The organism is Cohnella sp. GCM10012308 (genome assembly GCF_042649185.1).
Lineage (GTDB): Bacteria > Bacillota > Bacilli > Paenibacillales > Paenibacillaceae > Cohnella.
This window is the reverse complement of record NZ_JBHRYU010000002.1, coordinates 12,795-39,054: the sequence shown is the minus strand read 5'-3', so window position 1 is coordinate 39,054 and position 26,260 is coordinate 12,795. Positions and strand designations below refer to the sequence as shown.

The following is a 26,260-nucleotide window of genomic DNA, read 5'->3' as shown; positions in this document are numbered from 1 at the left end:
AAGGGGGACGCGTAGGTGGAAGACCGCATCGTGACCGCTCATTTGATGATGGAGGACCGGCAGGCGGAGCTAAGCCTGCGTCCGCGGTATTTGAACGAATATATCGGCCAGTCGCAAGTGAAGGACAACATGAAGATCTACATCGAGGCCGCCAAGCTCAGGCAGGAGGCTCTCGATCACGTCTTGCTGTACGGTCCGCCCGGGCTCGGCAAGACGACGCTCTCGAACATTATCGCCAACGAGCTGGGTGTCAGCATTCGGACGACCAGCGGCCCGGCGATCGAGCGGCCCGGCGATTTAGCCGCCATTTTAACGAATCTGCAGGAAAACGACGTCCTGTTCATCGACGAGATCCACAGACTTCATCGCACGGTCGAAGAAGTGCTGTACCCCGCGATGGAGGATTTCGCGCTGGACTTCGTCATCGGCAAGGGACCGAGCGCGCGGTCGGTGAGGCTGGACCTGCCCAAGTTTACGCTGATCGGCGCGACGACGCGCGCAGGATTGCTGTCCGCGCCGCTGCGCGACCGGTTCGGGGTCGTCAGCCGTCTCGAGTTCTATAACGAGGACGAGCTGGCTTTTATCGTGTCGCGTACGAGCGATCTGCTCGGCGTGGACATTATCGGCGAAGCGTCGCGGGAGATCGCGCGCAGGGCGCGAGGCACGCCCCGCATCGCGAACCGGCTGCTCAAGCGCGTGCGCGATTACGCGCAGGTGCGCGGAGACGGCATCATCACCGAGCAGCTTGCGCACGAATCGCTCGAGCGCCTTCAGGTCGATCCGATGGGCCTCGATGCGATCGACCACAAGCTGCTTCATGCGATGATCTCCCGTTACAGGGGAGGACCGGTCGGCGTGGATACGATCGCTGCTTCGATCGGGGAAGAGAGCCAGACGATCGAAGACGTGTACGAACCGTACCTGCTCCAGATCGGTTTTCTGCAACGCACCCCGCGCGGTCGCGTTGCGACGCCCGCCGCCTATCGTCATTTGGGATTGCCGATGCCCGAGCAGCGGGCATGACGGCGGAGGCAGGCGCGGACAGTCAGCGAGTCCTGACCGTTTATTATGACGGCGAATGCAAGCTTTGCTTGACGGCCGTGGACCGGCTGCGACGATCGCGTACGAGATCCGAGCTGCGGTTCGTGCCGCTTCAAGCGGTGCCGGCAGGCAGCCTGGCAGGCGTTCCCGGCGCTTCCGGGGCGCCGGAAGCCGAAGCGGATGCGGGACATCTGTCCCAGATCCTCGTGAAGGACGAGACGGCAGGCAAGGTAACCGGCGGCGCAGACGCGGTTATGCTCCTGCTAAGAGACATGCCGGGACTGGCTTGGCTTGGGCGGTTAGGCGCCCTGCCGGGACTGAGGCTGCTCAGCGCCGCCGTCTATCGGCTCGTCGCGAAGTACAGGTACAGGTTGTTCGGAAGAAGCGACGCCTGCGAGGACGGCTCCTGCAGGACGATCGTCACAGACCAAGATGGATCACACGGAGGATCGAGATGACTAAAATGAATCGCCGGATCGCGCTGGGCGCTTCCGCCGCGGTCCTGCTGGCATGGGCTGGAGCGGGCGGAACGGCGGCGGATGCCGCCCTCGTGCCCGATACGATACGCGTTGGCCTGTTTCTGGACCTGGGGTCCAAGTATCAATCCACGACACCCGTCGCGACCCTCGTATCCGCGGGCGGACTTGGACTGTCCTGGGTCGGCGGACAAGGAAAAGCGGACTATCCGGCTCCCGGCGGCACCGTTCGGTTCGCGGTCGACGCTTATCGGGCGATGGTGCTCGAGACGTCGGATTTTTCCGCTGCGCAGACGGTCCTCAAAAAAATTCAAGCTTCCTCCAAGGCGGGTTTCGTGACCAAGCTGACGAAGAAGGGAAAGACCGTCTATCAAGTGTCGGAAGGCGTCTATAGCACGGCGGCCGCAGCGCAGTCGGCACTGTCGAAGTGGGCATCGGCGGCGGGCGGACAGACCTCGCTCACCCCCGCGTATGTGGCAGGTCCGCTTGCCGTCGAGGCCGGCCCGTACGCCGGCGCGAGCGAGGCGTCTGCAGCGGCTCTGCAGCTCGGCAATGCGGGCTTCGACGCCTTCGTTGCGATCAAGCCCGCTGCAGACGGAGCGGCTTATGTCCTGCGCATCGGACAAGCCGCCAGCCAGGCCGAGCTCACGAAGATCCAGGCGGCCGTTGCAGCCGCCGGCTTCTCGGCTAAGCTGCCGGCGGCGAGCTCCGCCTATGCCGTCATCCGGGACGATGTCACGTACACGGCGTCCGCGACGAATTCCGCTCCGCTGTATGCCTTGCCGGCATCGGGCGGCACCGCGCTGCAGGCTGACGTTCAGAGCGACGGCAACATCCAGGTCGTCGAGCGCAGCAAAAATAAATACCGCGGCAGCATGCAGATCAGCGTGCTGAACAACAATCTCGCAGTCGTCAACGTTGTCGGACTCGAGCCGTATTTGTATTCCGTCGTCGGCGCCGAAGTCGGCTCCAGCTGGCCGGCAGAAGCCCAGAAGGCGCAGGCGGTCGCCGCCAGGTCGTACGCGCTCGCGGGCGGCGTGACCTATCAGATCGCCGACGTCGTCGACAATACGTACAGCCAGGCTTACAACGGGCTCGGCTCGGAGAACGCGAACTCGACCGCCGGCGTGCAGGCGACGGCCGGCGAAGTGATGACGTACGCCGGCAAGATCATCACCGCCATGTTCGGCGCGAGCGCAGGCGGCGTTACGGCGGATCCGCTCGAATATGCGGGCAACGCGATTCCTTACTATGCCGGAGCGGTCAAAAGTCCGGACGACGGCATTCAGAAGGGCAAGCTCGACTGGTACCGCGTCGCGCTCGATTCGGGTACGGTCGGCTATATCCGCAGCGATCTTCTAGCCGACAAGGGCCAAAAAAACGAAGCGGGCCTCGCCATGCTCACCGTGACCGGAGACAACGTGCAGGTTCGCCCGAGTCCGCGCGTGCAGACCGACGTCCAGCCGGTCGCTTCCGTCAACGCGGGCACGCTCGTGCTGTCTCTCGGCAAGACGCCGGAATATACGAACAACAGCTGGGTCGAAGGTCCGCTCGCCGCGGACAAGCTGCTGGTGACGATCAACGCGAAGCTGACCGACAAAAACAAGATTCAAGGTCCGCTTCGCACGCTCGAGGTGTCGGAGACCGGCGCGTCCGGGCGAGCGGTCCGTCTCAAGGCGAACGGGACCACCGTCCAGCTTTACGGCGACAGCTGGCGCAGCGCGCTCGGCGGCGTCAAGAGCACGCTTTTCAAGATCGACGAGACCGCGCGCGCGACGATCGTCGGCGCGAACGGAACAAGCCGGGAGGTGCCGGACGGTACCGGTTCCCTTCAGGTGCTCGGCGGCGACGGCACCGTTCGCTCGCTCGATTCGGCCGGCGGCAACGCCGTCGTTCTTAACGGATCCGGCCAGGTCCGCGCGGTGACCGCTTCGCCCCAATTCATCGTGACGGGCACCGGCTACGGCCACGGGCTCGGCATGTCCCAATGGGGAGCGCTCGGGCTGGCGGAGCAAGGGTATGACTACAAGAGCATCCTGCAATACTATTATAAGGATATTAAGATCGAGAAGGATGGCGCTTCATGAACGTCGGCGATTACGATTTTGAACTACCCGAACGGCTGATCGCGCAGACCCCGTTGTCCGACCGGACTTCTTCCCGTTTGCTCGTCCTTCGCAAGGAGGGCGGACGGGTCGAGCACCGTTCGTTCAAGGATCTCGCAGAATACCTCGTCCCGGGAGATACGCTCGTCCTGAACGATACGAAGGTCATTCCGGCCAGATTGTTCGGACGCAAAGCGGACACGGGCGCGAAGGCCGAAGTACTGCTGCTCAAGGCGCTCGGCGACGATCGCTGGGAGGCGCTCGTGCGGCCGGGCAAGAAGCTTCATAAAGGCGCCGTACTGCATTTCGGAGAAACCGAAGATTCGTTGAAACCGTTGCTGGCCGCCGTCGTAGAAGAAGAAGGCGAAATGGGCGCGAGAACGATCCGTTTTCAGTATGACGGCATTTTTAACGAAATTCTCGATCGGCTCGGCGAGATGCCGCTTCCGCCGTACATCAAGGAGCGGCTGGACGACCGGGACCGATATCAGACGGTCTATGCGAAGAACGAAGGCTCGGCCGCCGCGCCGACCGCCGGCCTCCATTTTACGGAGGACCTTCTGGAGGAGCTTCAGAGATGCGGGATCGCGGTCTGCCGCGTGACGCTGCATGTCGGACTCGGCACGTTCCGTCCGGTATCGGTCGACAATGTGCTCGAGCACAAGATGCACGAGGAATGGTACGGCGTGGACGCGGAAAACGCGGCTTTGCTCAACCGGGCCAGGCAGGCGGGCACGCGGATCGTCGCGGTAGGAACCACTTCGGCGAGGACGCTGGAGACGCTCGGACAACGATTCGGGGATCTGCCTATCGAGGCGTGCAGCGGATGGACGGGCATTTTTATTTATCCCGGCTACCGGTTCCGCCTTGTCTCCGCGCTGCTCACGAACTTCCATTTGCCCAAGTCGACGCTGGTGATGCTGGTCAGCGCGCTCGCCGGCCGCGAGGCCGTTTTGGCGGCCTATCGCGAAGCTGTCGACGCCGAGTATCGTTTTTTCAGCTTCGGCGATGCGATGTTCATTACTTAGACGACTACAGCGCATTAGACAAGAAGGGACCGATCGAGAACAATGCCCGCTATTACTTACGAACTGATCAAGACCTGCGCCCAGACGGGCGCAAGGCTCGGACGCGTCCACACGCCGCACGGCGTCATCGATACGCCTACCTTCATGCCGGTCGGGACGCAAGCGACCGTCAAAGGGATCAGCCCCGAGGAGCTCAAGGATTTGAACGCCCAGATCATCCTGAGCAATACGTACCACCTGTTCGTCAGGCCGGGCCACGAGCATGTCCGCGCGGCGGGCGGCTTGCACAAGATGATGAACTGGGACCGTCCGATTCTGACGGACAGCGGCGGCTTCCAGGTGTTCTCGCTGGCGCAGATGCGCAAGATTACCGAAGAAGGCGTCACCTTCCGTTCGCATCTGAACGGCGACAAGCTGTTCCTGTCGCCGGAGGTGGCGACGTCGGTGCAAAATGCGCTCGGGCCGGACATCATGATGGCATTCGACGAGTGTCCGCCGTACCCCGCAGAGTATGCCTACGTCAAGCAGTCGACGGAGCGTACGAGCCGGTGGGCCGAACGATGCCTCAAAGCGCATGCAAGGCCGCACGACCAAGGCTTGTTCGCCATCGTTCAGGGCGGCATGCACAAGGACCTTCGCGCGCAGAGCGCCGCGGATTTGACTTCCCTGGATTTTCCGGGCTATGCTATTGGAGGCCTCAGCGTAGGCGAATCCAAGGAAATCATGTACGAGGTGCTCGACCACACGGTACCGCTGCTTCCTTCGAACAAGCCGCGCTATCTGATGGGCGTCGGTTCGCCGGATGCGCTCGTCGAGGGCAGCATTCGCGGCGTGGACATGTTCGACTGCGTGCTCCCGACCCGGATCGCCCGCAACGGCACGCTCATGACGAGCGAGGGCCGCGTCGTCGTCAAGAACGCCAAGTACGCGGAGGACTTCGGTCCGCTCGATCCCAAGTGCGACTGCTACGCTTGCCGGAACTACTCGCGGGCTTACGTCAGGCACTTGATCCGCGCGGACGAGATGTTCGGGCTTCGGCTGACGACGATTCACAACCTGCATTTCTTGGTTAATCTCATGAGCCAGGTCCGCCAGGCGATCCGCGACGACCGTCTCGGCGATTTCCGCGACGAGTTTTTCGAAGCGTACGGCATGGCGACCAATGAGAGCGGCTTTTAAGATTTTTTAAAGACGAGAGGGGAGGTAATACTATGTGGTTAGCAACTGAAGGCTCCGGAAACGGCAATCTCTTGATGTCGCTGGCGCCGTTTCTGCTTATGTTCGTCGTTTTCTACTTCCTGCTTATCCGTCCGCAGCAGAAGAAATCGAAGAACCGCAACTCGATGCTCCGGGCCCTTGCCAAGGGTGACAAGGTAACGACGATCGGCGGACTGCACGGCACGATCGCCGAGATTACGGACGATACGATCGTACTGAAGGTCAACGACGCGACCAAGCTTACGTTCGATCGTTCCGCGATCAACAACGTCGCGGCGCGCGCGACGGATTCGAAAAGCGAAAAGTAAGAACGAAGCAAAAAGACAAGACCCCGGATCGTGAGATTCGGGGTCTTGTCTTTTTGGCCTTGCAGACCGATTTTATCGTCGATGATCTGCAGCATAGGGCCTGCCGATGAGCCAGCAATCGGAAGAGGCTATGCGTACCTTCCTGATTCGGAGGGAGGCGATTTGGGGACAGGCAGGCACGGTTTCGGTGTATCGGGCGCAATTTCGCAAGTTTAACAGGGGGGCCCAAAACCTGCTTTTATACATGTATTTTCTTCCGATTCACGACGCTTGAAGAAATACCTGCAAATGTGCAGGTAAATTCAAAGCATACGCCGGAAATTGGGCCTACGAAGGAAAATAAATGCATATTTGCATCTTTTTTGCTGAGATATGCATGCGTTAAAGGAAAAAGATGTATATTTGCGGGCATTAGCAAAAAATAGAACGGTGCAGACGACAATCGACTGAGTCATCGGAACGGCTGTCGGCTGACAATCCGGAACGCTATTGGCTAGCCATTGGGGCAACTGTAGAATGACTTATCGGAACGGCTATCGGCTAGGCGATTGGAACAACGTTCGGCTGAGCCATCAACATACGCTTCGCGTGAAATCGAGCTTCGGCTATCCGCCAAACGTAAAAGGACCGTCAGGGTGGATCGCTCTGACGGTTTCTTCTTTTGCGTTTAAGAATCCGTCAGCCGCGAAGGCGCCAGCTTTTGGAGCTCTTCCTTCTGGAGACGGGGCTGACGCCTGCGACGAATCGCCGAGCGATCCAACCAAGCGCCTACTTTAAGGCCGATGGCAACCACGACAGACGCAAGGACGACACCTGCGAACATGTCGGTCGCCCAGTGGATGCCGAGGTAGAAAATGGAAAAAACGATAATGGAGGCGTTCGCGACGCCGAAGATCGCCCAGCGCTTGCTGCCGGAGCGGAGCGCCAGAAGCGCCATCGTCACGGAGATGGATGTATGCAGGCTCGGGAAACAATTGTCTAGGCCGGACAGGTGCCGATACTGCGTCTCGAAGCTCGGAAAAGCATCGAGCATTAGAAAACGAATATTCGTCGACGCGGACCATGCCTCATGGACGGGGACGAACAAATAGAACGGGACTGCGACCAGATAATTGAGCAATAGGGCGACACACAGGGCAATATACAGTTTATCCTTGCCCGCGCTAACATAGTAGATCAGCGAAGCGATCATAAATCCCTGGAAAACGACGAGGTAAAAAAAAGCGCAAAAGAACGTGAGCGAAGGGGATTCGAGTGCCCGCTGCAAAGCGCCCTGCCAACTGCCTTCCCAGCCTACGAGTAAACGGGTGAGATCGCGGGGGATAGGCAAGGCATCTTCAAGGTTCAGTTCGAACTTGTTGAGCGCCATGATCAGAAGCAACGACAAAAACAAAATCAGGAGTTTGGGAGAGCGATACAGCTTGAGAACGAAGGCGGCCGCAGCGGCAAAGGGCTGCCTCGCCGTAGCATAAGTTACGAGGAGCGCTACCGTGACGGCCGTAAGCGCGGATATCATCTTCATACTGCCGAATACGATCAATTCTTTCGCTCCTTACTGCTAGAAATCATTGTATCAGTATAACACAATTGCCATATTTCTAACGTATGGGAACGGTATTATTTTTTTATCACAAGCGCCTCGAGGATCCTCCGGCGCCCGAGTTGACGCCCAACATGCCTCCGAAGGCGCCAGCCAGCGCCGCGATCAGTCCGAGCAGTCCCATGCGGGAATCGAAGCCGATATCCTGGGAGAGGAAACCGATGACCACGACCGCAATAGCGTATAGCAGACCTGTGACGGCGCCAATGTACCAACCGCGCTTCCCGGACCTTTTGGCTGCCGTAAACCCGCCTGCGAGGCTGGCCGCTCCGTGAACGCCGAATACCCAGTACAGGAGCTTCGTTTCCGGCATCGAGGAGCTGTAAAGCAGGACCGACAATGCAAGCGTGCCCAGACCCAGCCAAATAAACGCCCAGACAAAGCCCGCGACCAGGGGGGATGCGATGCGAATGCCGGATACGCGAACGGGATTCATATCGATGCACTCCTTTGAATTCAAACGATTTGTACCATTGTATGGGCTTGTACCCGCGTCTAGTACTCGGGGATGCCGATAATTTCCGCAGGTGGGACCGTATCGCGCGAAGGAAGCCCGGTGAGACTACTGTCTCAGACCCGAATCCGATATCCGGCAAGGGAGGAACAGCAACGTGGAATTGACTGCGATAACGATTCGGACGCTGCTCATGTACTTATTCGTATTTCTTATTCTGCGGTTGATGGGAAAACGCGAGATCGGAAAGCTGTCGGTATTCGATCTCGTCATCTCGATCATGATCGCGGAGATCGCCGTCATCGCGATCGAAGCGCCGAGCCGTCCCATCCTGTACGCAGCCGCGCCAATGGCCGTACTCGTCATTGTGCAACTGATCGTGTCCAGTCTCACGCTAAAAAACCGCAGGCTCCGCCTTTGGTTCGAAGGCAGGCCCAGCGTCATTATAAGCAAGGGCAATTTGAATTGGAAAGAAATGAAGAAACAGCGCTACAGTCTGGACGATCTGATGATGCAGCTTAGGGAAAACAGAATCGACCACGTCGCGGACGTCGAGCTTGCCGTACTCGAATCGTCCGGCAAGCTGTCCGTCATCATGGCCGACAAGCCAAAGCCCGAAGCGGCGCCCCCCGTAGAGGAACCAAGGCCAAAAGTTCGATACGGATTGCTCCCGCTTCCGCTTATCATGGACGGGCTCGTGCAGGACGAAAGCCTGGAGCGCATCGGCAAAAACCGGTTCTGGCTCCGGCAGGAGCTACGGCGGGAAGGCGTTAAGGAATTTAAGCAGGTTGCTTTCTGCAGCCTGGATCACAAGGGGCGGCTCTATATCAATCGGAGAACGTAAGCGGAGCGGTTATTTGAAAAAGCGTCCGAGTATGGGGATTCTGGCGGCGTCGTGCCTGTCGATGAGTCTCATCGCCATCAGAAGGAGCAAGTACGCGACGAGCGACACGATTCCTGCAGCCAGCAGATCCAGCCAGACGCCGGGAAGCTTGCCCATATTCCATATCCAGAGCGCGATCGCGCCCATTATGGTCATGGCCGCTCCAATCTTGAGAAAATCGCCGGGGAGCAAACGGACGCCCGTCAACCGCACGACGCTGATCCAATGCAGCAGCGTGACGAGCGCCATGTTGGCGCCGATGGCGATGACGGCGCCGCGAATCCCAAGCTCCGGCTTGGACGCCAGCTGAACGATCAAGATCAGCTTCACCAGCGCTCCCGCGAACGTATTGAACAGGGCCGTGCCCGGACGGTCAAGCGCCTGAAGCGCAGCCTGCAGCGGCGCCTGCATGTACAAAAACACAGCGGCGGGAGCGAGCAGGCTCAGCAGGGCGCCGGGTTCGGGGTCTCCATAGATGAGCCCGCAGATCGGGCGACCGAACAGCGCCATGAGTATGATAAAAGGAGCGCCCGTCACGACAGCCAGACGCATCGATTGATGCAGGCGCTTCTGGATGGCTGGCCTGTCGCCTCTGGCGGCAGCCTCCGACAGCGAGGGCACGAGAGACGTCGCCAGCGAAAAAGTGAGCGAGCCGGGCAGCAGCAGCAGCGGAATGACCATGCCTTGCAGAATGCCGTATTGGGCCGTGGCCGCGGCGGTGGCAAGTCCGGCGGCGATCAGTGCGCGGGCCGTTAGAATCGATTCGAACAAGTAGGACAAGGAGCCGATCATCCGGCTGCCCGTGACGGGCACCGCGATCCGCAGCAGCGCGCGCGCCCGGGTTTCCTTTGCCGAGGTCGGGGCAGGTAATTTTTCGAGCGTCGCGGGCGCAGCCGAATTTGAAGTCGCGCCTTTGTTTACTCCGCGTCCGCGGGTTTCTCCCCGCAAATGCATCCACAATGCGGCGAGGCCCGCCAGCTCTCCTGCGCCAGTTCCGATCATCGCTCCTGCCGCGGCAGCCTCAAGTCCCCAAGGCAAAAACATAAAGGCGAGCGTTAACGAGAGTACGATCCGGATCACCGTCTCGACCGTCTGGGAGACCGCGGTCGGCAGCATGTCTTGCTTGCCCTGGAAGTAGCCCCGCCAGATAGAAGACACGGCAACAAGCGGGATGACCGGGATAATAGCCAAAAACGCGGTATGAACCCTCGGGTCGGTCATCAGGCTGGACGAGATCCAGTCCGAGAGCGCAAAGCACAAGCCGCATACGATCAAGCTGGCAGTCATTGCGATGGACAGCGCCGTCCGGCGGATCCGGACCGCTTCCTCCGCGTCCCCGCGCGAATCGGCGGCAGCTACGAGCTTTGCCACCGCCAGCGGCAACCCGCCGGTAATAATCGTCAGCACGACGATAAAAAAAGGGAATACCAGTTGGACGAGCCCCACGCCTTCGGCGCCGATCAGCCTTGGCAGCGCGATCCGCGGCACGAAGCCGAGCAATCGGTTGAGCAGACCGGCGGCGAGCAGGATCATGGCTCCTTGGATAAAGGTTTGTTTGCGCGGCGACAAGGTTCATCCCATCCTTCGCTCTTCGGATCGACTTCTTCTCAAGCATATGCGGGGGCTGTCCGCAATCATGCCAAGCCGTGCCGGACAAGGCGTGCAGGAATTCGGGGAGCGGCGGCGAAAGGTATAATAAATACAGCTGAATTAAAAAGCGTAACGTGCAATACGGCAAAGCAGCAGGCGTGAAGCAGGAAGGGGGAACTGCCGGTGACGGACGAGGTGCGCTTGGACGGCATGGACGAAGCCGAGTTGAACCGTACGATCAGGGAGCTTTGCGAGAGCAAAGCCGAAGAGTTCCGGATGATCGGCTACGAACAGGCGACGGGGCCCGAGATTTGGGAATGCGTGAGCGACAAATATCATAAAAAGGGAACGCCGGCGCTCCATGCGATCGTCAACGACATCCTGTCGCTGAAGGTGACGAACTTCATGAACTTTATTACGCTTAGCATCTATCGGGGAGAAAAAAGACGATAGATTCGATAGGCGGATCGGACGCATGCCAGCTATTGGATGCGGTCCGGCGGCTCCCTTTCGGGGAGCCTTTTTTCGTGCATATCATGATGTTTCGACAAATTGACTTCGCTTTGAGCGCGTAGGTATAATAGGAACATTGAGAATCGAAAGGGGTCGGCAATACCATATGAACCGGATGCTCGCTTTCGTGCTCGTGGTTCTCGTTTCGTTCGGCGTTATCGCGGCTACCAGCCCGTATTTGCTGGACAAGACGAAGCTCGGGCTCGATTTGCAAGGCGGCTTTGAAATTCTGTACGAGGCATCCCCTCTCTCCGGCACGGGCGAAGTCACCAAGGACTCGCTTAACAAAACGGCCGAGAGCATCAAGGACCGGATCGACAAGCAAGGCGTCGGCGAATCCGAAGTGACGCCGGAAGGCAAGAACCGCATCCGCGTCAAGATCGCTGGCGTGGCCAACGAATCCGACGTCCGCAAAATGCTGCAAAAGCCGGCTGTTCTGACGTTCCGCAGCGCGGACGGCTGCGCCGCTGACGCTGGCTATTGCAAGGTTGAATTACAGGGTGACGACTTTAAGGAGGGCGCGGCAAAGGTCGAATACAACCAGCTGCGGGAACCGCTCGTCGCCATTCAAGTTAAGGACAAGAAGAAATTCGAAGATATCTCGAGCAGGCTCGTGGGCAAACAGCTCGCGATCTATCTCGACGAGGACCTGCTGTCCGATCCGACCGTTCAAGGCGTTTTTACTGACGGTACGGCCACCATTTCCGGCCAGCCGACTCCGGCAGCCGCCAAAGAGCTGGCAGACACGATTAATCTCGGCGCGCTCCCGCTTAAGCTGACGGAGAAGTATACGCAGAGCGTAGGCGCTACGCTCGGCAAGAAGTCGCTTGAAGAGACGCTGCTCGCAGGCATCATCGCGTCTATCGCCATTTTCGTATTTATGGTCGTGTTCTATCGGCTGCCGGGCGTCATCGCAGGCTTCTGCTTGCTCGTATTCGTCTGGCTGCTGATCGCCGTTTTCTGGCTGATGGGCGCTACGCTGACGCTGCCTGGCATCGCGGCGTTCGTGCTCGGCATCGGCATCGCGGTCGACTCGAACATCATCACGGCCGAACGGATCAAGGACGAGATCCGTACGGGCAAGAGCATCGCGTCTTCGCTGCGGTCCGGCAACAAGAACAGCTTCCGCACGATCATCGACGCGCATATCACGAACATTATCGCCGGCGCCGTGCTTTACTTTATCGGCCAAGGCTCCGTCAAGGGCTTCGCGGTCGTGCTGCTCGCGTCGATCATCTGCAACATCGCGACCAACATCTTCCTGCCCCGCTACTTGATGCACCTGCTCGTGAAGAGCGGCAAGTTCAACAAAGTCGGCTACTATGGCGTAAAGGAGAGTGAAATCCGTGCGCTATAAGTTTCACGACATCGACTGGATCAAGTGGAGCAAGCCCTTCTTCATCGCTTCGCTCGTCATCGTACTGATCGGCATCTTGTCGCTCTCCATCCGGGGACTGAACTACGGCATCGACTTCCAATCGGGCACGTCCGTGGACATCGCCGTCACCAAGCAGGTGAATGGAGACGACGTCAAGGCGTTCCTCGAGAAGGAAGAACTCGGCGAGTATCATCTGACGACCGCCGCCGAGCGTCTCTCGATCCGGTTCAAGATTGCGCTGACGGAAGCCCAGCAAACCAAGCTCGAATCGGACTTTAAGTCGCAGTTCGACGACAAAGCATCGTTCGAGAAAAATATCGTCGACGTCGAGATCGCCAAGGAACAGCAAACGAATGCTTTGCGCGGCATCCTGATCGCTTCGCTCGGCATTATCATCTATATCGCGATTCGTTTCGAATGGCGGTACGCAATCTCGTCGGTTATCGCGCTTCTGTACGACGCGTTTATCGTTATCACGCTGTTCTCGATCTTCCATCTGGAGGTCAACCTGCCGTTCATCGTAGCCGTACTCACCATCATCGGTTACTCGATCAACGATACCGTCGTCATCTTCGACCGGATCCGGGAAAACATGCGCTTCGCCAAGGTCAAGTCCGAAGCCGATCTCGCCAAGGTCGTCAACGATAGTATCACGCAGACGCTGACGCGCTCCATCAACACGGTCATTACCGTCGCCTTCGCCGCCGTCTGTCTTTTCGTTTTCGGCAGCGAATCGATCAAGATGTTCTCGCTCGCCATGATCTTCGGTTTGATCAGCGGCGCCTATTCCTCCATCTTCATCGCCAGCCCGCTCTGGTTCTGGATGAAGCGCAAAGCGAAGCCTGCCAAGCCCGTCAAGGCGCAGCCGGCGCCCTGACGCAACAAGGGAATAGAGGTGTATCGATAAGATGACTCAAAAAAGGACCGGCAAAACGCTGCATGGCATCAAGGTTTCCCTGCTCGGATTGCTCGTACTGTCGGTCTTCAAGGGTCTCGCAGGTTGGTTTACTGGCAGCAAGGCGCTGATGGCGGACGCTTGCCATTCGGCCGCCGACTTCGCGGCCGCCGTCAATTCTTATCTGCGTCATCGCCGGGCTATCGCGCCCCGGGGAGCCGCCGAGCGGCAGCGCGAAGCCGTGGCAGCCGTCGTCTTCGCGGCGCTGCTGCTGCTCGCCGGCCTCGAGATGGCCATCTCCTCGCTGCGCGCGATCGCATGGGGCCTGGACCGCGCGCCAGGCTGGGGAGCCGTCATCGTCATCGCGGGCAGCATGGTCGCCCGTGAAGCGTTGATCCTGTATAGACGCAGCTACGAGCACCGCATGGGATTGCGCCCCGAAGCTTCCCGTACGGATCGTTCGGACGTGTTCGCTTCGCTGACCGCACTGGTCGGCACGGCCGGCGCCATGACCGGTCATATGCTGGACCTGCCCGTACTGTACGTGCTCGATCCCGCAGCGGGACTCGTCATCGGCGTGTTCGTCCTCCGGATGGGATATCGGCAAGCGGCTTCCGCGATCGGCGCGGTCGAGCGCAGACCGATGGACGAAGTGGACGCGCAGACGCTGCTTGAAGTGGTGCAGCGAGTCGACGGCGTCGTTGCCGTCGACGAGATCAGAGCCAAGGAACATGGCCATTATGTAATCATAGACGTCCTTATTCGCGTGAATCCGCGCATATCGGTATTGGACGGACACGATGTCGCGCAGCGCGTGCGGCGGCAGCTGACCAAGCGGTTTCTGCACGTATCGGACGCAAGCGTGCGCGTCGAGCCGTACGATCCGGGTTATCCTTACAAATCGAATCACCAAGAAGAAGAAATGCCTACTTTAATTCAATAAATCGCTGTGGACTCCGCCGCCCAAGGCGGAGTCCACAGTGCTGTAAGGCAGAAAGGAGCGATTCCGGGTGAAATCCACCTATCGCTGGGTATTGGCGGAAGAAGACGACGAAGCGGCCGCCGCGCTCGGCGCGCAGCTTGGGCTGGCGCCGCTCGTAAGCCGTCTCCTCGTGTCGCGAGGCTATCGGAACGCAGGGGATGCGGAGCGTTTTTTGCATCCCGGACTCCGCGACTTGCACGATCCTTACCTGCTGCTCGGCATGGACCGGGCCGTTGCCCGCATTCGGCAAGCGATCGACGGCGGGGAACGCATCCGCGTATACGGCGATTACGACGCGGACGGCGTGACCTCGACGGCGCTTATGCACAGATTGCTCAGCCGGTTCGGCGCCGACTTCGATACATATATTCCGCATCGCAGCAAGGAAGGCTACGGTCTTAATCTGGCCGCGATCGACCGGGCGGCGGAAGCGGGCGTGAAGCTTATCGTAACGGTCGACAACGGAATCAGCGCGGTAGAGCAGATTGCCTACGCGGCAACGCTTGGCATCGATGTCGTCGTGACCGATCATCATGAGCCGCCTGCAGTTCTGCCGACAGCGGCGGTAGCTATCGTTAATCCGAAGCAGCCGGGCTGTCCGTATCCGTTCAAGGAGCTCACGGGCTCCGCGGTCGCGTTCAAGCTGTCGCACGCCATGCTCGGCGAACCGGATCTCGCGTTCGCGGACGTCGCGGCGATCGGCGTCGTTGCGGACTTGATGCCGCTCACCGGCGAAAACCGCGCGATCGTAAAGCTCGGGCTGGAAGAGATGAACGCGCGGCCTTCTCCGGGCATCAAGGCGCTGGCGCAAATTTCCGGCGCCGAGCCCGGGCGGCTCACAAGCGGCCGCATCGCATTCGGCCTTGCCCCGCGGCTTAACGCGGGGGGCCGGTTGGCCGAGGCGGACACCGCGCTGCGGCTGCTAATCACCGCCAAGCAGGACGAAGCCGAGATGATATCCGCCGAGCTGGATATGCTCAACCAGGAGCGTCAACAGCTCGTCGAAGATACGCTCGTCCAGGCGGATGCCGCTTGGCAGTCAATCGTCTCCGCGCATGGCGGCCTTGGCCCTGCGGTCATCGTCGTCGCGGGCGAAGGCTGGAACGCGGGCATCGCAGGGCTTGTCGCCTCGAAGCTCGTCGAGCGCTATTACAAGCCGACCGTCGTATTGGCGGCGGACGCTGCTACGGGCCTGTGCAAAGGCTCGGCGCGCTCGATCGAAGGCTTCGACCTGCATGCCGCGCTCACCGCTTGCTCGGAGGAGCTGGAGCACTTCGGCGGCCACAAGGCGGCCGCCGGCATGACGATGCGCACCGAGCGGGTAGCCGCATTGGGCGAGAAGCTGTCCGCGCTCGCGGATAGCTGGTTGTCGGCGGACGACTGGATCCCGCGCAAGAAAGCGGACCTCGTATGCAGGGCTTCCGAGCTGACGCTCGAAGCCGCCGAGCAGCTGCGCGCGCTCGAGCCGTGCGGCATCGGCAACCCCTCGCCGCGCTTTGTGCTGCGCGGCGCGGAGGTAATCGATGCCAAGGCGATGGGCAAAGAAAGCAGGCATCTGCGTGCGGTTCTGGGTCAGGGCGGCCGCAAGCTGGAGGCGGTATGCTTCGGCAGAGGCGCCGACTGCGGCGCCATGCTGGGGTGCGGAACGGCAAACGTGTTGGGCGAGCTGTCCGTGAACGAGTGGAACGGCAGCAAGCGCGTGCAGCTCATGCTGCAGGATTGGCAGTCGGCCGCGCTGCCCGTGCACGACCGGCGCAACGAGGCCGACTGGCAGCGTATCTTGCGGACGCTGGCCGCGGCGCAAGGCACGGCGAGCTTGCTCGCGGTCGCGTCGGGCGAGGCGGCGCTCTCCGAATTGCGCCAAGCGCACGGCGACGTTGCCGGGCTGCTTGTCGCGTCCTATGCGGAGGCGGCTGCAGCCGCTGCAGGCACGGAGAAGTTGCGTCTCGCGCTTATCGACCTGCCGGAGGCGGGAGACGGCCTCGAGGGGCTGCGAGGGCTGCTGACCGGCTGCGTCGTCGAGGAGATCCATCTCCTCACGGCCGGCCGCGTATCGGCCGGATCCCGCAGCCGGCCGACGCAGAGTGGACGCTTGCCGAGCAGGGAGCAGTTCGGCGAGGTATACGGTCTGCTCAAACGCAAGGCGAGCTGGATCGAGACGCCCGACGGATTTCTTCGCCAGGTAGCGGAGCGAACCGGCCGAACGCTGGCGGACGTGGTCATGATGCAAGACGTATTCGAGGAGCTCGGCTTCCTGAGGCGCAGCCGGGGTTCGGTCGAGGTTGTCGCCCAGCCGCCGAAGCGTCAGCTGGAGGAGTCCCCGAGATACCGCAAGGCGATGCTCCGGGCGGAGGCCGAAGCGCTGGGAGCGATGTCACCCGCCGAGCTGCGGAACTGGCTGCGCGCGCTCGCCGAAGGTAACGATGGCAAGCGGATGAGATCAAGTGTATAATGCAAGCTGGCGAACTTGTTTTGAAGGAGCGATAGTGAATGGATTTTAAACCATATATTCGAGTTATTCCCGATTTCCCCGTACCCGGGATCCGATTCAAGGATATTACGACCCTGCTTAACAATGGCGAGGTGTACCGCGCCGCGATCGACGAGCTCAAAGAACGCGTGAAGGACTGGGAGATCGACATTGTCGCAGGTCCTGAGGCGCGCGGCTTTGTCATCGGCGCGCCGCTCGCGCTTGCGCTCGGCGTCGGCTTCGTGCCGATCCGCAAGTCGGGCAAGCTGCCCGGCGAGACGGTTGAGGCCGGCTACGACCTGGAATACGGCAAGGACACGCTGGCCGTGCACAAGGACGCAATCAAGCCGGGACAGCGCGTGCTGATCGCGGACGACCTGCTGGCTACGGGCGGCACGATCGCTACGACGATCAAGCTCATCGAGCAGCTTGGCGGCGAGATCGTCGGCGCTTCCTTCCTGATCGAGCTGAGCTATCTCGACGGACGGGACAAGCTTAAGGGCGCACGACTCGAGTCGCTTGTCCAATATTAACCGAATATCGCGGCGATTCGCGGCATAGCTGCCGGGGCCGGACGTTCCGCCAGCCGGAGCGTCCGGCCTTTCTTTGAAGATCACAAAGTATGTATTGGGAAGGCCAAACTCGGAAAGGGAAGCGCGATTTCGGCGTTTCGTAGCCTTACGGAGGTTTGACGGGCCAAATAACTGCATTTGTACAGGTATTCTCAGCCGACGCGCGCCACCTGATGAAATCCCTGCAAGTATGCAGGTAAATGCAAAGCGCCGGCCGGAAATTCGGCTGACGGCGTAAAATAACTGCGCTTATGCAGCTATCTTGTTTAAACGGGGAGAGATCCGCAGAAATAGATGTATATTTGCAGGGCATTCGGCCAAAGAGCGACACTGGCGGCGATACGCCGGCTCGTCGGAATCGCTGTCGGCCGAGCTATCAATAAGCGTTCCTCGCAACGCCAGTTACGGATATTTGCCAAACTTGAATGGATCGTCAGGACGATCTGCCTCTGACGGTTTTTCCTAGTATCGTCCATGCCGTTTTCGCCGAGCCGAACGCTTCATCTTCAGCCGATCTTCAGCATCGCCTCAGAGGCGCTTCAGCGCCTCGAAGCATAATGGGAATACACGAATAGCGGGCAACGCAGAGGAGCGACATCGCGATGAATCCATTAAAAGGCATTCGTATTCTCGCCGTAGACGACGAACCGAACATTTTGCAATTTCTGGAGCTGGGACTGATCAACGAAGGCTTCGAGGTACAGACCGCGCCCGATGGCATGACGGCGATCAACCTGGCCAAAAGCTTCAAGCCGCATGTCGCCATACTCGATGTGATGATGCCCGGCATGGACGGCTTCGAGGCTTGCAAGCTGCTGAAAAAGACGGAGAACGTGGCTGTCATCATGCTGACGGCCAAGGACGAGGTAGACGATCGGGTCAAAGGGCTCTTGCTTGGCGCGGACGACTATATGGTCAAGCCGTTCAGCTTCGAGGAACTGCTGGCTCGCATTCATGCGAGGGTACGCAATCAATTTCCGCTCATGTCTGGCCAGGCCGTGTTCGGTCCGATCAGCATCGACGACCGTCGCAAGGAGATTAGCCTTAGCGGCCGAGTGCTGGAGCTGTCGCCGACCGAATACGAGCTGCTCAAGTATATGGTCATCAACCATGGCATCGTGTTGAGCAAAGCGCTCATTCTCGACAAGGTTTGGGGCTACGATTTTGGCGGCGATGAAAATATCGTCGAAGTATACATCCGCTCGCTGCGAGAAAAGCTCGGCGACAAGGAGCATCAGCTGATCCGCACGCTGCGCGGCGCGGGCTACAGGATCGATCTGCCATGAGGCGGGCGTCGGGGGGCTCCTCGCGCACGCAGTTGAAGGGCTCCCTGCGCCTGCAGCTGCTATCGCGGTCGCTGCTCGTCGTGGCGGTGCTGCTGGTGTTCATCGGCTTGTTCCAATACGTGCTCATGCGCAAGTTCACATACGAAAACAAAGCTTCGGCGCTCAGAAGCCAGATTTTGTCGCTGCCGCCGGATATCTGGCGTGACCGTCAAGGACACGGCGTCGGGGGTACGGACCGCTCGATCAAATTAGGATTCGGGCTAGGCGTCGGTAAACCGGAGGACAACGCGGCGAACGGAGCGGACGATTGGACGAACGGAGAAGCGGGGCAGTCGGACGATTCGGGCGAAATGCGCGGACGGTATTATGTTCCGGATGCGACCGTCGTCCTGATCGGAACCGATCTGAGCTTTACGACGTTGTCCGAATGGACGGACCAGGCCGAACCGCCGAGGCTCGCCGACGAGACGTATCAGGCAGTCATGAACAACGGAGAGAGCGAATCCAAAGGCGTGGATTACCGGATCGCCAAGGATGCCGAAGGCCGCGAGCAGCTCGTGGTGCTTCGTTCGCTCGGCAAGGACGGTCAGGGCTCCGGCGTTATCCAGATCAGCACAGGCACGGAAGAGCTTAAAAAGACGCTGAACGGCCAGCTGTTGATGTTCGGCGGACTCGCGCTGCTGGCGTTGTTCGCAGGGCTGCTCACGCTGCTGCCCGTGCTCCGGCGCACGCTCACACCGCTCTCCGAATTGGTCGACAAGGTCGAACGGATCGATGCGGGCAATCTGGACGAACGATTCCCGGCTATCGCGAAGCCGGTCGAGATCGGCCGGCTGTCCGCTTCATTCAACGGCATGCTGGCGCGGCTGGACGAAGCGTTCGAGACCGAGAAGGAAGCGAAGGAGCATATGCGGCAATTCGTAGCGGACGCCTCGCATGAACTGCGCACGCCGCTGACTTCGATTCACGGCTTCCTTGAAGTGCTGCTGCGGGGGGCATCGAGCAATCCGGAGCAGCTCGAGCGCGCGCTTCGCAGCATGCACGGCGAATCGGAGCGCCTGCGCAAGCTGGTCGGGGACCTGTTGATGCTGGCGAAGCTCGATCAGCGGAGCGGCGTACATGCCGTCCGGGGCAATCTGAGCGACACGCTGCGCGAGATGGAGCCGCAGCTGCGAATGCTGGCCGGCGCCCGCGAGGTCGGTTTTTCTTTGCCGGAAGGCATGTACTGCCTGTACGATCCGGATAAAATCAAGCAGGTCGTGATCAATTTATTCCACAACGCCGTACAGCACACGGACGGCGACGGGGGAGCGGTATCGCTCTCGATCCATCGCGCGGGCGGCTTCGTGAATCTCGATGTCGACGATAATGGCTCGGGCATCGATCCTGCTCATTTGCCTCACGTATTCGACCGGTTCTACCGCAGCGACTCTTCCCGTACGCGCAAGTACGGGGGCGCCGGACTCGGCCTCTCGATCTCCAAGTCGATCGTCGACGCGCTCGGCGGCGGCATCGCGGTAGCGAGCGAGCCCGGCCGAGGCACGACCTTCACGATTCGTTTGCTTGAAGCGTAATTGGAGTTCTATATAGAGTCTCATGGCCTCGGTTGATAGCGAGTCCTTGCGATGTCTAATCAAGAGAACTGCCATCGATCAAAAAAATTAAACAAGGATGAAGCGGGTAATGCCGGCTTCATCCTTGTTTGCTTTTTGCGCTCAAACCGATCTCCAACAAGGACCTTTGCAGGCCGTCATTCTTCAGGCAATCTTCAGCCATAGCTCATGAAGCGCTCAGTCCGAGTTAAGGGAGCATTCAGAACCGCCTTCTATAGTTAGGGGCATGGGCTATCGTCGCGGAAGAGTGAAGGCATGACATCCGAAAAGAAATCGAAGCCGCGACGCGTGCAGAACGCCGCCGCTCTCGGCGCGATCGCGGCGTTAGCGTCATTTTTGAACATTTATCGCATCTGGCAGGACGAGACGGGCAATGCGTACTATACGGCAGCGGTCACTAGCATGCTTCAAAGCTTCAAGGCATTTTTCTTTGCTTCGCTCGACGCGGGCGGATTCGTAACCATTGACAAACCCCCGGTTACGTTTTGGGTGCAGACGCTGTTCGCCGCCGTATTCGGCGTCCGCGGCTGGAGCGTCATCCTGCCGCAGGCGCTGGCCGGCGTCGGATCGGTATTGCTCATGCATGCGCTGGTCAGGCCGACCTTCGGAAGGGCAGCCGGCCTTATTTCCGCGCTGGTGATGGCCGTCACGCCCATCGCGGTGGCGGTAGCGCGAACGAACAACGTGGACGCTCTTCTCGTCTTCACGCTGCTTCTGGCGGCATGGATGCTGATGAAGGCGACGACCGGAGGGAAACGGGGCTGGCTTTTCGGCGCCTTTGCCATGATCGGGGTCGCTTTCAACGAAAAAATGCTTGAAGCATTCATGGTGCTGCCCGCATTTTATTTATTCTCAGCGCTTGGGCTTCGCGCCGGATGGCTCAAAATAATAAAACTGCTGGCCGCATCGACCGCTGTATTGGCGGCAGTGTCTTTGTCCTGGCCGCTCGCCGTCGACCTGACGCCGGCGGATAGCCGGCCTTACGTCGGGAGCAGCCAGACCAATTCCGTGCTCGAGCTGGCGTTCGGATACAACGGCATCTCGCGGCTGACCGGGGAAGGCAAAGGCGTTCCCGGCAGCGATGGCAGCGGCAGCGCGTTTAACATTGGCAGCCAAGGTCCGCTCAGGCTGTTTCAGCGCGAATTGTCCGGTCAAATCAGCTGGCTCCTGCCATTCGCGCTATTTGGCGCAGTATCGCTGCTGACGGGAATCCGGCGGGGCAAACCGCTGTCCCGACGCGTCAAGGAGACGCTTTTCTGGTCAGCCTGGTTGGTCCCGGTCATGGGCTTTGTCAGCGTCGCGGGCTTTTTCCACGAATATTACCTCATCATGCTTGCGCCGCCGATCGCGGCGTTATGCGGAGCGGGGTGGAGCCGGATGTTCGGCTTGCGCAAAAACGCTGCGGGCTGGCAAAAACTGCTGCTGCCTGTCGCCTTGATTGCAACCGCCGTTTTCGAGCTGTCCGTGCTGGCCTCTTACCGGACGCTGATCGGCACAGGCTGGCAGGTTGCGGTCGGTGCAGGCGCGCTTGGTGCAATCGCGGCAATGACAATGCCTGGCGGCGGACGCCCGCTGCTTAAAGGTTCCGCGATCGCAGCAATGTGCGTGCTGCTTGCCGCCCCGCTCTATTGGTCGGCGACGCCGCTGCTCTACGGCGGCAACAGCAAGCTTCCAGTTGCGGGTCCAGGCCTGCGAAGCTCGAACAGCGTCGAAGGCGACGATCAGGGCGCGGCGTCCCAGGTCGATCAAGCTTTATACAAGTATTTGTCGGACCGCAATACGGGAGAGACATACCTTTTCGCCACGGACAACGTGAGCACGGCAGAAAGCTATATTATCGCTACCGGCAGCGCGGTGATGGCGATGGGCGGCTATAGCGGGAACGATCCGATTTTGACGCCGGAGCGCCTGGCGCAGCTTGTCCGTGACGAGGAGGTCAAATATTTTCTCATCGGGAACGGCGGCAGAGGCGGCGGCTCGACAACGTCGGTATCGGACTGGATCGTCGCGAACGGACGAGAGATAGCGGCCGGAGAGTGGGCGCAGAACGGACAAGCGCGAATAAACGGTAAGTTGTACGAGGTGACATTGCCAACATGAGAGGACGGCAGCAGCGGCGAAGGGGCCAAAAAGGCCGGGTAACGGGCGAATCAGCTACCGAAAGAATGAAGGGTCGCGGGCGGATCGGCCTCTCGCCCATATGCCGAAAGAGGTGCGCAAATGGCATTTTCATCTAGCTTTAAGCCCGTGTTCATCTTTAATTCACGCAAGTCTGCTAGTCTCCTCTTATCGTACATAGGAGGTCGTCTAGGATGAGGAAGAGCAGAAAGTGGGTCGCCTGGATCGTGATCGTCTGCCTGATCGCGGCCGGCGGCGGAGGCTATTGGTGGTATACGTCCAAAGACACGAAGGCGGCGACAAGCGGTCCGTCCTTCACCCAATCCCGCGTGACCAAAGGGACGATCACCAAGAGCGTCTCCGGCAGCGGCGCCGTCGAGGTAAGCGAATCGGAGACGGTGAAGCCATCGGATTCTGCCACAGTGGAGAAGGTCAAGGTAACCGAAGGCCAGACGGTCAAAAAGGGAGCCGTGCTCGCGACATTCGAGGGCGAGGATGTCAGTCTGTCCCTGAGCAAGTCGGAGCTGAGCCTCGAGCAGCTGCAGATGCAGCTGGAGCAGGCCCAGGAAAAGTGGAAGTCGCTGCAAATTTCCAGCGCCGAACAGGCCGACATCGAATCGGCTGAGATGAGCATCAAGTCGATTCAGTTGAACATCAAGCAGACGAAGCTGGACATGCAGGATACGCAGGAAAAGGCCAAAGCGCCCGATCCGATCGTCGCGTCGATCGACGGCACGGTAACGGCCGTAAACATTAAGGAAGGCGACACGGTGAACGGCCAGATCGAAGCGTTCACGATCGTGAACTACGACAAGCTGGATATCCAGATCTCGGCGGACGAGCTCGATATCTCGCAGCTCAAGCTCGGACAAACCGCGAATATTACGATGGATGCGCTCAGCGGCCAGGCGTTCACGGGCAAGGTGACCAAGATCGCGAAGGAAGGCACCTCCACGAACGGCGTCGCGACGTTCCCCGTCACGGTGAGCCTGGATAAGACGGACGGCGTCATGCCGGGTATGAACGGAAGCGTCGACGTCGTTATCGAATCGAAGCAGGACGCGCTGCTTGTGTCGGTCGAGGCGGTAACGCAGATGGGCACCAGATATTTCGTGCGCGTTCCGGCTGACGGCACGACGACGGGACAAACGTCGGGCGGCCAATCGGCCGGCGGTCAAGGTGCTGGCGGCCAGGCGGCAGGCGGGCAAGCGCAAGGCAGCGGCCAGTCGACTAACGGTCAGGCACAAAGCGGCGGCCAAGCGTCGGGCGATCAGGCAGCGGCCGGCGGCGCGGCTGCAGGCGGCCAGGCGGCAGGAGGCCAAGCGGCCGGTGGCGAGATGCCTGAAGGGATGCCGCCGTTCGACGGCGCAGATGCGCCTGGAGGCGCGGCCGCGGGCGGCAACGGAGCGGGCGCTCAAGGCGGCTATGGCGGCCAGGGCAGGCAGGGCGGCTACGGCGGCGCAGGCCGTCAAGGCGGCTATGGCGCGGCGGGAGGCTTCACTAGAGGCGGCCAAGGCCAGACGACCGCGGGCGCAGCGAGCACGGAATTTACGCTCAAAGAGATTACGGTCGGCATCACGACGGATTCGCAGGTCGAAGTATTGACCGGACTTACCGAAGGGCAGACGGTGCTGATTCCCGTCACGGTATCGACAAGCTCCGGCAATCAGCAGCAAACGGGATTCGGCATGGGCGGCGGCTTCCAGATGGGCGGCGGCGCATTCCCGGCAGGCGGCGGCAATTTCGGCGGCGGCAACTTTGGCGGCGGGGGCGGCGGCAATCGTACGACCGGCACCGGCACCGGGGCCCGTACCGGCACCGGCTCCGCGGGAGGTCGATGACATGAGCAAGTCCGCGCCCTCTCCTCTGATCACCATGGAGGACGTATTTAAGAAGTACACGCTGGCAGGAGAGACGCTGAACGCGCTCGACGGCATCACGCTTACGGTCGACAAAGGCGATTTTATGGCTATTATCGGCCCGTCCGGTTCCGGCAAGTCTACGCTTATGAACGTGCTCGGCTGCCTCGATACGCCGACCAGCGGCAAGTATATGCTGGACGGCGCGGAGATCGGCAAGCTGAGCGACAATAAGCTGGCGAACATTCGCAACAACAAGATCGGCTTTATCTTTCAAAGCTTCCATCTACTCCCTCGTCTGCGGGCGATCGACAACGTCGAGCTGCCGCTTGTCTACCGCGGCATGTCCGGCCGCGAACGCCGGGCGCTCGCGAAGGAGGCGCTCGAGAAGGTCGGGCTCGGCGATCGCATGTATCACGTCCCGAACCAACTGTCGGGCGGTCAGCAGCAGCGCGTCGCCATCGCCCGGGCGCTCGCGGGACGGCCGCCGCTGCTGCTCGCGGACGAGCCGACGGGCGCGCTCGACAGCAAGACGAGCCGGGACGTCATCGGCCTGCTCAAGGATCTGAACGCCGAAGGCAATACGATCGTGCTCATCACGCACGATCCCAAGGTCGCCGAGCAAGCGCAGCGCGTCGTACGCATTCAAGACGGCAAGCTGACCGAGGAGAGGAGCGTCGCTTCATGAAGCTGAGCCAAGGCATTCGCATGGCTTGGGGGAGCATTCGCGCCCAGCCGCTTCGCACGCTGCTCACCGTTCTCGGCATTCTGATCGGCGTCGCTTCGGTCACGATCATGGTCGCGATCGGCAACGGAACCTCGGAGCAGGTCAAGAGCCAGCTCCAGGGACTGGGCACGAACATGCTGACGGTCAACGTCGTCGGCCGCGGCGCCGTTACCAGCATCAAGCAGACAGACGTCCAGTCGCTCGCGGACGTGGACAACGTCGACGGCTATGCGCCGAACATCAGCGGCAACGTGACCGCGAAGTCCGGCACGCTGACCTATTCCGCTTCCGTCAACGCGACGACCTCGGCTTTTGCCGACATCCGCGATTACGACGTGGAGCAGGGACGCTTCATCATGGACATCGACGACTCGTTCAAGCAGAAGGTGGCCGTCATCGGCTCCGAGGTCGCGACCGAGCTGAAGCTGAGCAACCCCGTCGGCAGCAAGATTTCGCTGAACGGCATTCCTTATAAGATCGTAGGCGTGCTCGCTTCGAAAGGCAGCACGACGAACGGCTCGAGCGACAACGTCGTCATCGTGCCGCTGTCCACGGCGCGCGTCGTCCTTCAGACCGACGCGATCCGCACGATCTACGTGCAGGTCGACAGCGAGAAAAACGTGGACAAAGTACAGACGGCGCTCGAAAGCAATCTCAAATCCTTTTTCCGCAACGACGAAGATAGCTATAATGTATTCAACCAGCAGGATCTGCTCGAGACGATCACGTCGGTATCGACATCGGTCTCCACGCTGCTCACCTATGTGGCGGCCATCTCGCTGCTCGTCGGCGGCATCGGCGTCATGAACATGATGCTCGTCTCGGTCACGGAGCGTACGCGGGAGATCGGCATCCGCAAGTCGCTCGGGGCCAAGCAGCGCGACATTCTGTTCCAGTTTCTCGTAGAGGCTTCTATAATCGGTCTGCTCGGCGGCATCGCGGGGGTGGCGGTCGGCGCGAGCGGCTCCAAGTTCGTCGGCAAAATGATGGATTCGCCGGCGTCGCCGTCCGTCGATATCATGGTGATCGCAGTCGTCTTCTCGATCGGCGTCGGCGTATTGTTCGGGTTTCTGCCTGCAAGGCGAGCTTCCCGACTTAATCCGGTCGAGGCGTTGCGCCAATAACATATCGTTATCTTGAATGA

General features: G+C 60.2%; 22 protein-coding genes. 19 read left to right on the top strand and 3 right to left on the bottom strand.

Annotated elements, in window-relative coordinates; all coding sequences use genetic code 11:
• Positions 1 to 15: 15 nt before the first annotated feature.
• From ruvB to yajC, 6 genes are read left to right on the top strand one after another with little or no spacing between them, the layout of a single operon-like run.
• On the top strand, positions 16 to 1,023 hold the full coding sequence (ruvB, locus tag ACFOTD_RS03465; RefSeq protein ID WP_378115773.1) for a Holliday junction branch migration DNA helicase RuvB: 1,008 nt from the start codon (positions 16 to 18) through the stop codon (positions 1,021 to 1,023).
• Positions 1,020 to 1,499: a thiol-disulfide oxidoreductase DCC family protein gene (locus ACFOTD_RS03460; RefSeq protein WP_378115771.1), complete on the top strand. Its 480-nt coding sequence runs from the start codon at positions 1,020 to 1,022 to the stop codon at positions 1,497 to 1,499. The genes ruvB and ACFOTD_RS03460 overlap by 4 nt, the downstream gene beginning before the upstream one ends.
• The gene (locus ACFOTD_RS03455; RefSeq protein WP_378115769.1) at positions 1,496 to 3,604 is read left to right on the top strand and encodes a SpoIID/LytB domain-containing protein; all 2,109 of its coding nucleotides are present in this window, start codon (positions 1,496 to 1,498) and stop codon (positions 3,602 to 3,604) included. The genes ACFOTD_RS03460 and ACFOTD_RS03455 overlap by 4 nt, the downstream gene beginning before the upstream one ends.
• Entirely contained in the window at positions 3,601 to 4,650 is a 1,050-nt protein-coding gene (gene queA, locus ACFOTD_RS03450; RefSeq protein ID WP_378115767.1) for a tRNA preQ1(34) S-adenosylmethionine ribosyltransferase-isomerase QueA, read from the top strand. Before ACFOTD_RS03455 ends, queA begins: the two co-directional genes overlap by 4 nt.
• A gap of 42 nt (positions 4,651 to 4,692) precedes the next feature.
• Entirely contained in the window at positions 4,693 to 5,829 is a 1,137-nt protein-coding gene (gene tgt / locus ACFOTD_RS03445; RefSeq protein ID WP_378115765.1) for a tRNA guanosine(34) transglycosylase Tgt, read from the top strand.
• A 32-nt stretch (positions 5,830 to 5,861) separates the two neighbouring features.
• Complete coding sequence (yajC, locus tag ACFOTD_RS03440; RefSeq protein WP_378115763.1) at positions 5,862 to 6,176, top strand: preprotein translocase subunit YajC; 315 nt, start codon at positions 5,862 to 5,864, stop codon at positions 6,174 to 6,176.
• A gap of 667 nt (positions 6,177 to 6,843) precedes the next feature.
• On the opposite strand, the gene ACFOTD_RS03435 is transcribed toward yajC, so the two are convergent.
• A complete protein-coding gene (locus ACFOTD_RS03435; RefSeq protein WP_378115761.1) occupies positions 6,844 to 7,716 on the bottom strand; it encodes a phosphatase PAP2 family protein in 873 nt (290 codons plus the stop codon).
• Positions 7,717 to 7,804: 88 nt separating this feature from the next.
• Entirely contained in the window at positions 7,805 to 8,212 is a 408-nt protein-coding gene (locus ACFOTD_RS03430) for a TIGR04086 family membrane protein (RefSeq protein ID WP_378115759.1), read from the bottom strand.
• A 175-nt stretch (positions 8,213 to 8,387) separates the two neighbouring features.
• Here ACFOTD_RS03430 and ACFOTD_RS03425 point away from each other — a divergent pair, with 175 nt between their 5' ends.
• Complete coding sequence (locus ACFOTD_RS03425) at positions 8,388 to 9,074, top strand: DUF421 domain-containing protein (RefSeq protein WP_378115757.1); 687 nt, start codon at positions 8,388 to 8,390, stop codon at positions 9,072 to 9,074.
• A gap of 9 nt (positions 9,075 to 9,083) precedes the next feature.
• Here the strand turns inward: ACFOTD_RS03425 and spoVB are convergent, their stop codons facing one another.
• Positions 9,084 to 10,682 (bottom strand): stage V sporulation protein B, encoded by a 1,599-nt coding sequence (gene spoVB, locus ACFOTD_RS03420; RefSeq protein ID WP_378115755.1) that lies wholly within the window; start codon positions 10,680 to 10,682, stop codon positions 9,084 to 9,086.
• Between the two features lie 204 nt (positions 10,683 to 10,886).
• Here spoVB and ACFOTD_RS03415 point away from each other — a divergent pair, with 204 nt between their 5' ends.
• From ACFOTD_RS03415 to ACFOTD_RS03360, 12 genes are all read left to right on the top strand, one after another.
• Positions 10,887 to 11,156: a post-transcriptional regulator gene (locus ACFOTD_RS03415; RefSeq protein ID WP_378115753.1), complete on the top strand. Its 270-nt coding sequence runs from the start codon at positions 10,887 to 10,889 to the stop codon at positions 11,154 to 11,156.
• A 166-nt stretch (positions 11,157 to 11,322) separates the two neighbouring features.
• A complete protein-coding gene (gene secD, locus ACFOTD_RS03410) occupies positions 11,323 to 12,573 on the top strand; it encodes a protein translocase subunit SecD (protein ID WP_378115751.1) in 1,251 nt (416 codons plus the stop codon).
• On the top strand, positions 12,563 to 13,471 hold the full coding sequence (secF, locus tag ACFOTD_RS03405) for a protein translocase subunit SecF (protein WP_378115749.1): 909 nt from the start codon (positions 12,563 to 12,565) through the stop codon (positions 13,469 to 13,471). Before secD ends, secF begins: the two co-directional genes overlap by 11 nt.
• Before the next feature lie 31 nt (positions 13,472 to 13,502).
• Positions 13,503 to 14,432, top strand: coding sequence for a cation diffusion facilitator family transporter (locus ACFOTD_RS03400; RefSeq protein ID WP_378115747.1), 930 nt, complete (start codon positions 13,503 to 13,505; stop codon positions 14,430 to 14,432).
• Positions 14,433 to 14,499: 67 nt separating this feature from the next.
• The gene (gene recJ, locus ACFOTD_RS03395) at positions 14,500 to 16,923 is read left to right on the top strand and encodes a single-stranded-DNA-specific exonuclease RecJ (protein WP_378115745.1); all 2,424 of its coding nucleotides are present in this window, start codon (positions 14,500 to 14,502) and stop codon (positions 16,921 to 16,923) included.
• A 38-nt stretch (positions 16,924 to 16,961) separates the two neighbouring features.
• Positions 16,962 to 17,474 (top strand): adenine phosphoribosyltransferase, encoded by a 513-nt coding sequence (locus tag ACFOTD_RS03390; protein ID WP_277564015.1) that lies wholly within the window; start codon positions 16,962 to 16,964, stop codon positions 17,472 to 17,474.
• Positions 17,475 to 18,115: 641 nt separating this feature from the next.
• Complete coding sequence (locus ACFOTD_RS03385; protein ID WP_378115743.1) at positions 18,116 to 18,799, top strand: response regulator transcription factor; 684 nt, start codon at positions 18,116 to 18,118, stop codon at positions 18,797 to 18,799.
• The gene (locus ACFOTD_RS03380; protein ID WP_378115741.1) at positions 18,796 to 20,373 is read left to right on the top strand and encodes a sensor histidine kinase; all 1,578 of its coding nucleotides are present in this window, start codon (positions 18,796 to 18,798) and stop codon (positions 20,371 to 20,373) included. The genes ACFOTD_RS03385 and ACFOTD_RS03380 overlap by 4 nt, the downstream gene beginning before the upstream one ends.
• A 294-nt stretch (positions 20,374 to 20,667) precedes the next feature.
• Entirely contained in the window at positions 20,668 to 22,512 is a 1,845-nt protein-coding gene (locus ACFOTD_RS03375; RefSeq protein ID WP_378115739.1) for a glycosyltransferase family 39 protein, read from the top strand.
• Between the two features lie 212 nt (positions 22,513 to 22,724).
• Complete coding sequence (locus ACFOTD_RS03370) at positions 22,725 to 24,371, top strand: efflux RND transporter periplasmic adaptor subunit (RefSeq protein WP_378115737.1); 1,647 nt, start codon at positions 22,725 to 22,727, stop codon at positions 24,369 to 24,371.
• A gap of 1 nt (position 24,372) precedes the next feature.
• Positions 24,373 to 25,077, top strand: coding sequence for an ABC transporter ATP-binding protein (locus tag ACFOTD_RS03365; RefSeq protein ID WP_378115735.1), 705 nt, complete (start codon positions 24,373 to 24,375; stop codon positions 25,075 to 25,077).
• Positions 25,074 to 26,240 (top strand): ABC transporter permease, encoded by a 1,167-nt coding sequence (locus ACFOTD_RS03360; RefSeq protein ID WP_378115733.1) that lies wholly within the window; start codon positions 25,074 to 25,076, stop codon positions 26,238 to 26,240. Before ACFOTD_RS03365 ends, ACFOTD_RS03360 begins: the two co-directional genes overlap by 4 nt.
• Positions 26,241 to 26,260 lie beyond the last annotated feature (20 nt).